Source organism: Novosphingobium organovorum (genome assembly GCF_022832435.1).
In the GTDB taxonomy this organism is placed as follows: Bacteria; Pseudomonadota; Alphaproteobacteria; order Sphingomonadales; family Sphingomonadaceae; genus Novosphingobium; species Novosphingobium organovorum.
The window spans coordinates 1-369 of the sequence record NZ_JALHLF010000248.1 but is presented as its reverse complement, the minus strand read 5'-3'; the positions used below and the strand labels follow the sequence as shown (position 1 = coordinate 369).

At 75.9% G+C, this 369-nt stretch carries 1 pseudogene; it reads right to left on the bottom strand.

Annotation, left to right across the window (positions count from 1 at the left end):
• Nucleotides 1–117: 117 nt before the first annotated feature.
• Nucleotides 118–369 (bottom strand): annotated as a pseudogene (locus MTR62_RS21055) (histidine phosphatase family protein); the annotation flags it as partial.

Sequence of the window (369 nt, the reverse complement as noted above, 5' to 3'; positions counted from 1 at the left end):
CGGCGAACAGCGCGCCGGTCTCGGGCCACAGCGAGGTCGGGACCAGAGCCGCCCCCTCCTGCGTCACCCGCGCGTCGGCGCCCGGAAACGGGGGCGCGCGCAGCAGCGCCGGAGCGCTCATGGCCGCAGCCCCCAGCCCGACACCCGCCACGCACCGGTTCGATCGCGATCGATCACGCCATAGCCGCCGGTCGGCAGCTTGAGCGTGCCCAGCCGCTCCATCGCCGCACCCAGCGCCGGGTCGGCGAGGAAGGCAAAGCGCGCCGCGCCATTGCTCGTCACCAACAGCACCGGCCCGTCCGCGCCCCCTTGCGCGAACAGCGCCTGCCAGCCCGCGACGCGCGCGGCGGCATCGATCGACCAGCCCTC